At 40.8% G+C, this 6,910-nt stretch carries 5 protein-coding genes; 1 reads left to right on the top strand and 4 read right to left on the bottom strand.

Annotated features, from left to right (window positions below; translation table 11 throughout):
* Positions 1-40 precede the first annotated feature (40 nt).
* The 3 genes from PN471_RS17380 to PN471_RS17370 are packed head-to-tail and all read right to left on the bottom strand — an operon-like array spanning position 41 to position 2,798.
* Positions 41-427, bottom strand: a complete 387-nt coding sequence (locus PN471_RS17380; protein WP_271777914.1) for a four helix bundle protein — start codon at positions 425-427, stop codon at positions 41-43.
* Between the two features lie 53 nt (positions 428-480).
* Positions 481-1,662, bottom strand: coding sequence for a glycosyltransferase family 4 protein (locus PN471_RS17375; protein WP_271777913.1), 1,182 nt, complete (start codon positions 1,660-1,662; stop codon positions 481-483).
* Positions 1,659-2,798: a glycosyltransferase gene (locus PN471_RS17370; RefSeq protein ID WP_271777912.1), complete on the bottom strand. Its 1,140-nt coding sequence runs from the start codon at positions 2,796-2,798 to the stop codon at positions 1,659-1,661. The genes PN471_RS17375 and PN471_RS17370 overlap by 4 nt, the downstream gene beginning before the upstream one ends.
* A 92-nt stretch (positions 2,799-2,890) precedes the next feature.
* On the opposite strand from PN471_RS17370, the gene PN471_RS17365 reads away from it, so the two are divergent.
* On the top strand, positions 2,891-3,970 hold the full coding sequence (locus PN471_RS17365) for a glycosyltransferase family 1 protein (RefSeq protein WP_271777911.1): 1,080 nt from the start codon (positions 2,891-2,893) through the stop codon (positions 3,968-3,970).
* A 357-nt stretch (positions 3,971-4,327) separates the two neighbouring features.
* On the opposite strand, the gene PN471_RS17360 is transcribed toward PN471_RS17365, so the two are convergent.
* The coding region (locus PN471_RS17360; protein WP_271777910.1) for a COR domain-containing protein at positions 4,328-6,910 on the bottom strand (2,583 nt) is incomplete at its 5' end.

The following is a 6,910-nucleotide window of genomic DNA, read 5'->3' as shown; positions in this document are numbered from 1 at the left end:
GGGAGCAGGGGGCAGGGGGCAGGGGGCAGGGGATTAGAAATTAGCGTTTTATGAGCCAAGGAGATGGATTGTTGATTATAGTCACTAAGATGCCTAAAACTTGGTTGTAAATTCCATAAAGTTCTCTGCCTGTATCAACATCTAAATAACCACATTTCACAGCAAATTTTAGCCAAGTTTGGGTTTCTGCTGCTTCAGTTTCACTGTCATTCAATTTAGCTATAAAAGCTGCTTCATAACGACGTTTTCTCCAAGCCTCAGCTAAATTAGCACATACAGAACGGGATGATCTACGAATCTGGTCAGTTAAAGAATAACGTTCTTCAACAGGAAATTTCTTAGATAATTCAAAGATTTTCATGGCGACATCAAATGCCATTTTATATGCTTCTAGGTCTTCATGACTTTTGATTGGTTCTTTTTCCATTCCCCTCCTCCCTTGCTGTCTTTGATGATGATCCCCCTGCCCCCTGCCCCTGATTACTTAAGCTGCTGGTAAATTGTGATAATTTGTTCACCTAAACGTTGATGACTAAAATTCTTTGTAGCTGTTTTTCTGGCATTTTCTGAGAGAAGTTGGCGTTTTTCTGGATTGTTAAGCAAATCTAGAATAGCTGCTGCTAGGGCTTTTGGTTCTCCTGGTGGTACACCAACTGCATCATAATTATGAGTGAATAACTCAGCCGCACCACCTGCTTGGGATACTATCACTGGTTTACCACAAGCCATTGCTTCTACTATTGCTAAACCAAAGGGTTCTGGTTGGGTACTGGCATGAATGACGATATCCAAATCACGGTAAACTTGAGCTATATCTTTCTGAAAACCGAGAAAATCAACTTTGTCTGCAATCTCTAAATGTGCGGCTTTGTCTTTTAATTCCTGTTCCGAAAATTGAGAACCGCGAGTTTTATAAATTGCTCCACCAACTATACAAAAATGCACGTTTACATGAGGATGAGTTTTGATAATTTCTGATGCTGCTGCTAAGAAAATATCATGACCTTTCCAACGGGCAAAAGTTGCAACTAGTCCTATTTTGAGAGGAGTATGGGGGGGTGAAGGTATGGGAGAGAAATAATTAATATCAACGGCATTATAAATTATTTCTATTGGTAATTTAGGTAGGGTAGTTTTGGCATCTTTAGCTACAGCTTGGGAAATGGCAATTCCCAGTTTAGCACCATAGCTGACCTGTTTTAAAACCCGTGCCATGAATGGACGTGAGCCATAGAAATCATGAATATGCCAAATAACTGGTGTATGCTTGATTCCAGCTAATGCTATGAGTAAATGAGTTTTAATGCCGTTGGAGTGAATTAAGTCTGGTTGGAGTTGCTGGAGCGATCGCTGAAATTCTCGCAAATATTGGCCAATGTTTGGTAAAATTTTGACTAGTCTGAATAATAATACTAATCCCATTACAGCCCGATTACTACCTTTAAAAGCACTGTCACCCAGTTGGTTCAATTCTTCTGGTAATTTGACTAATTTTACTTGCACACCCAATTTTTCTGCTGCTTCTATCAATGGTCCATCAGTCCCAACAATGAGGAACAGTTGGATATTTGGCTTTGTATTCAAAAGTGCAGCTATGATAGTTAATAAAACTCTCTCTGCACCACCAATTACTCCTACAGGGTTGACAAATACAATTTTCATATATTTTCAATACCCGCTAATTTTAAATAAGATTTGCCAATAATCTGAGCGTGATTAGACCAAGAATATTTCTGTGCTTGAGTTAGACGCGAATTAATAGTAGGAGTGCAATTTGGATTTGCTAATACTTGTTCTATTGTTTGCACCCAAGCTGATATATCTGTAATTGGACAATACATAACAACTTCTCCACCTACTTCCCGCAATACAGGAATATCACTAGCAACTACTATACCTCCACAAGCTAAAGCTTCAATCACAGGTAATCCAAATCCTTCAGCTTCACTTGTTAATAACACGGCTGAGGCTCTTTGGTAAAGAGCAGCGATAGTTGAACGTTGTAAACCTTGAAGATGAATAATTGAATTACCAATATTTAACTGCGTAATTTGCTGTTGTTGGCTTGATGTCCACTCACCGCTAACTTTAACAAGTTGTAACTCTGGATGAATACTGCGGACTTGTGCAAATACCTCTAATAAAATATCTATCCGTTTGCGAGGAATACAGCTACCAACGTGAAGTAGAAAAGGCTGTTTAGGTATCTGCGGCAATAATATATCTGGTTCAGAATTCATACTAAACTCTGGGGCGATACCATAGGGAGCATGGACTAAGCGCGATGGTTCTACCAGTTGGTAATGCTCAATTTGTTTTCTAACTTCTGTGGTAGAATAAAATACCAGGCTGCATGATTGTAAACCGTGTAAAATTCTCCGAGACATGGCTTGATACCAGCCTGGACGAGGCTCTTTTGCTGGCTCTAGAAGAGAGCGAAAGGCATCAAGATCGTGACAATATACTCCCGTCCGTTCTGCCGGTAAGACATGGGCTAAATGGGCGTAGGAGTGGTCAGAAATGTGATAAAAATCAAAATCTTTCACCCTGTTTTTGAGATCATGAGGATAGTCCCAAAAGCGGTTAAGTAAGCGATCGCTATTGTAAGCAAGTTGCTTTTTACCAAGTTGAGGAATTTGTTGAAACCGTCTGTTAAATGTTGGACAAATTTGGATAGTTTGAAGAGATGCCGAATGTTCAGATTGCAACTGTTTTAGTAACATTTGAGCGCATAAATCCATACTATGCCAGTTTTCTTCTGGGTAGTCGCAGATAATAGCGAGACGGACTGAATTCATGTGATTAATTTTAATTTTCTCCAGTATCTAATATGTGCCACCATCTAATATACTAAGTGATTTATGAACATCATATAATGAGTTACAGAAATATGGAAATTACTACTATTGTTCCGCGTCTACCCCCGGCTGTTGATGGAGTGGGAGATTATGGGTTAAATTTAGCTCGACAAATGCGCGAAGATTTTGGCATCATCACCAATTTTGTGATTGGAGATGCGAATTGGACTGGAGAAGGTGTTATCGAAGGATTTGCAGTTAAACAGGTGGCAGATTGCTCACGGACTGCGTTACTAAAATTATTACTTAATCAAGATGATGTAAAACAGACTTTGCTACTGCATTATGTGGGCTATGGTTATGCAAGGCGAGGCTGTCCTGTGTGGTTGGTGGCAGCTTTAGAAAGGTGGCGAAAAGAGGGAAATAACCGCCGTTTAGTGACAATGTTTCATGAAATCTATGCTTTTGGTCCAATTTGGAATAGCCAGTTTTGGACATCGCCACTCCAAAGAAATTTAGCGGCTCGGTTAATTAAATTGAGCGATCGCTGTATCACCAGCAAACAAGGATATGCTGATATTATCCGAAAATTAAGTCAAGGAAAACATTCGGATATTCCCACTTTACCAGTATTTTCTAATGTCGGTGAGCCAAAAAATCTCACCCCTTTGTCAGAACGACAGCGGCGTTTGGTAATATTTGGTGGTACTCTCCCACGTTCTCGTGTTTATCAGCAATCTCTACTAGCGTTACAGAAGACCTGTCAAGAATTGGAAATTGAGGAAATTTTGGACATTGGTTCTCCTCTCAGTTTTCAGATTCAGCCTATTAATGGAATTCCTGTTAACTGTTTGGGAATTAAATCTAGTCAAGAAATTAGTAATATATTATCTAGCTCCTTAGTTGGTTTTTTCAATTATCCTACTGAATACTTGAGCAAATCAACAATTTTTGCTGCCTATTGTTCTCACAGATTGTTACCTATCGGTGTATGGTATAAAGGTAAAGATGGAGATGGTTTACAGGCTGAGAAACATTATTGGTTAGCAGACAGAAATGATCACACACTGAATTTATTAGAGGGACAGGTAGTTGCAGATAATGCTTTCACCTGGTATCAACAACATCAATTATCTGTCCAAGCCAGTATTTTTGCAAGTTGGCTGGTTTGATGCCACCAAAGGCTTGCTGTGTGAAGATTTGAGGAATTTTCCAACTTTATTTTTGTTATGGCGGTTAGTATCTAACGTAATAACAAGGGTTTTGAGCTTACTCATATCTTGCACCAAGTCCTAGCGATTAGAAATCGCGGAACCATACAAACCAAGTCCGCCTACGCGGACTAATAGAAAATCAAGGGTTTCAAACCCACGCAGGTGGGTTTTGCCTGTGTAGCCGTGACTTCCAGTCGCCTGGTGCAAGATGTGAGCTTATAAATTTTCCAACTTTTTTATATTTCTACAGTTTCCCCGCCCTCGATTGTATTGACATCCGACTAACAATTTTTGTTTGAAAGTTAAACCTAAAAATTAATATTCATCTACGAATTGAGGATGAACCCAGAGAAATTCCCGGCGTTTATTTTGCACTCGTTCTAAACCACCAAAACTAGGATCTTTTTGTTTTAATAGAGCGTGTAATTCTCGTAAAATGGGACCTTGGGCGCGAATTGCATCACCTTCTGAAAAGGAAGCTTGATCAGACTTTTCAACTAAAGCCATATCACTGCCTTTTAAAGTAGATTCAATGGTTTTTTGTCCTAAATCTAGTTGTTCTTCATTGGCTTTGTAGGCTGTGTCATCTAAGATAAACTTAGTTGCTGAACCCGCTACAGGTAATACTAAGCTGAGAGTTGCTGTTAAAATTTTGAGATAGGGAATTGCTTTGGTAAACCACTTATGGGGTAAGTCTAATTCATAAACTCCCTTGTTTGGATCGTTGGGATTTAAGACTGGAAGCGGTTGACGGGCGTGTTCACACCAGAGGGTAAGTTGAAACTTGGCACTTATCCATTTGGGTTTATCAAAAAATTTCGGATCAATGGGTTTAAAGCTAAACAAACGTGGTCCATCTTTGGCTTCATCTGTGAGCATTTGCATTAATGTTGCAAACTCTTGATCAACTTGGCTGAGAATAGTCCGTTGTTGCTGAGACAACTCCTGAAAGCGTTTTTCATCTCGACTATCGAAAATAACTAAATCTCTGCGGATGACTTCTAACTCATCTTTCAGAACATCTCGAAATTTCTCAATACCAAATACTTGTGATGGGGGTGGAGTTGTGGGTGCATTATTTAGCAAACAATCAATGTTTTGCCATTCACCACACCCGGAAGTCGGACAGGGAAATTCATGACGATTCTTTTTTTTGCTTTCAATTAGTTTCTGGACTTCAAATAATCCCTTTCCAGGTGGATTCATGCCGCAAGGTGCAACGCAAGCAACCATAACGTTACAACGCAAACCTTCCCAGAAATCTTTAACTAACCATGTAATTTCTTCCGTGAGATAGGATAAAAAGCGTTCTGGATAAGCTGCCCGCACTGTGATTTTTATATCAGTATCCACATACTCTAGCAATGCTCTACCGTTGTAGCCATTGTCAAGCATTAAACCTCGTTGCCAGTGGATGCTGTTGTTGTAATTATTCCGTCCAAGTGAATATTTATGTAAGCGGACAATTAACTGATAAAACAATCCTTCTGCTACTGCAAACTGTCCCCGACTATCCACAATGCGGCAAATTTGTACCTGTTGTCTGTCTCCGGGTTCTGGTTGTTCTCCCCAATTTGGTAATTTGTTTGGGCGTGTATCAGGAACAAGTTGAGCAATCAAGCTCGTATTGCTAGGTTCAGATGGATTAAAAACCACTTCGTATGATAAATCAAAGCGTTTCATCAGTCCCAGAAATACTGGATGGAGTTCTTTCGGATAACCTTCTTCTCCTTCAAATGGGGGATGACTCCATAATTGGCTAAGATGGTCAAATGCTGCTAAACCATTGCGTTTGCGTGTCACTTCATCATCCAATACAAAGCTGATGGCCTTGGCTAACCAGTCGGGTTTGAGGATGACGATATTGCGGAGTACAGAGTCGTAATGGTAATGGATAAAATGACCCAATCTATGGGAAATGGCCAGGAATAATTCTGCTTGCTGTTCATCAATTCCCTGTTCAGCACAGATGGCAATAACGTCATTGTAGGGGAGATAGGCTTGATCACTGGTTTTTAAGATTTCCCGTACCTGTTGCCATTTGGCAGGAACAGAACGCCCGACTTCAGGAAGAGATGCCGCAACACGAGCAATAGTTTCTTTTAATTCTACTAAACCAGGGCAATCTGTTGTATTTCCTGGGGGTTTGCTGTCTACATGAAAGAAACCCAGTACCGTATCTTGACCAAATTGATCGAGAATTTCTTGTCTATCAATATCTGGTTGTCGCTGTCCGGGTCCACCATGAGTGGCAACTACCAATACTTTGGCATCCGGTTCTCGATTTTTGATGAGAGTGATCCATTCTTTGACAAAACCTTGCTGGGGTCCCTCTCGTGGTTTCCAGACTACCAAATACACGGCTGGCGCACTGAAGAATAACTGGTGGGTGGGACGATAAACCCTTTGACCACCAAAATCCCAACCATTCAAGGTGATTTTTGTACCGCTATCGGGATCTGTGACGATGACAGGTTTAATTTCAATGCCGTGAGTGGTGGGGCGACCTTCTACCCATTCATCCCCCCGCAATGCCCCTAACAGACAACTTTTGCCCACTTCACCCTCACCAATGAGGATCAATTTGGCTTCATTGAGTATGATTTGTTTTTCTGCTTTTGCCCGCAGATATTCCAAAACAGCTTCAGTTCCTTGTTCGTAGGCAGCAGCAAGTTCAGGATTGAGGGGGTTATTGCTGAGGTCAAGCCCTTGTAACTGAGTCAGGGAAGCGATCGCATCTGGGATAGCTGTCAGTTGGTTGTTGTTGAGGAAAAGCCATTGTAACTGAGTCAGGGAAGCGATCGCATCTGGGATGGCTGTCAGTTGGTTATTGTCGAGGTAAAGCTCTTGTAACTGATTCAGGGAAGCGATCGCATCTGGGATGGCTGTCAGTTGGTT

This window comes from Aphanizomenon sp. CS-733/32, assembly GCF_028330045.1.
Classification (GTDB): domain Bacteria; phylum Cyanobacteriota; class Cyanobacteriia; order Cyanobacteriales; family Nostocaceae; genus Dolichospermum; species Dolichospermum gracile.
This window is presented reverse-complemented; position numbering and strand designations above follow the sequence as displayed.

Excerpts from the sequence above, each read along its gene's own strand:
- PN471_RS17380 (WP_271777914.1), bottom strand. The coding sequence starts at position 427 with ATGGAAAAAGAACCAATCAAAAGTCATGAAGACCTAGAAGCATATAAA.
- PN471_RS17375 (WP_271777913.1), bottom strand. The coding sequence starts at position 1,662 with ATGAAAATTGTATTTGTCAACCCTGTAGGAGTAATTGGTGGTGCAGAG.
- PN471_RS17370 (WP_271777912.1), bottom strand. The coding sequence starts at position 2,798 with ATGAATTCAGTCCGTCTCGCTATTATCTGCGACTACCCAGAAGAAAAC.
- PN471_RS17365 (WP_271777911.1), top strand. The coding sequence starts at position 2,891 with ATGGAAATTACTACTATTGTTCCGCGTCTACCCCCGGCTGTTGATGGA.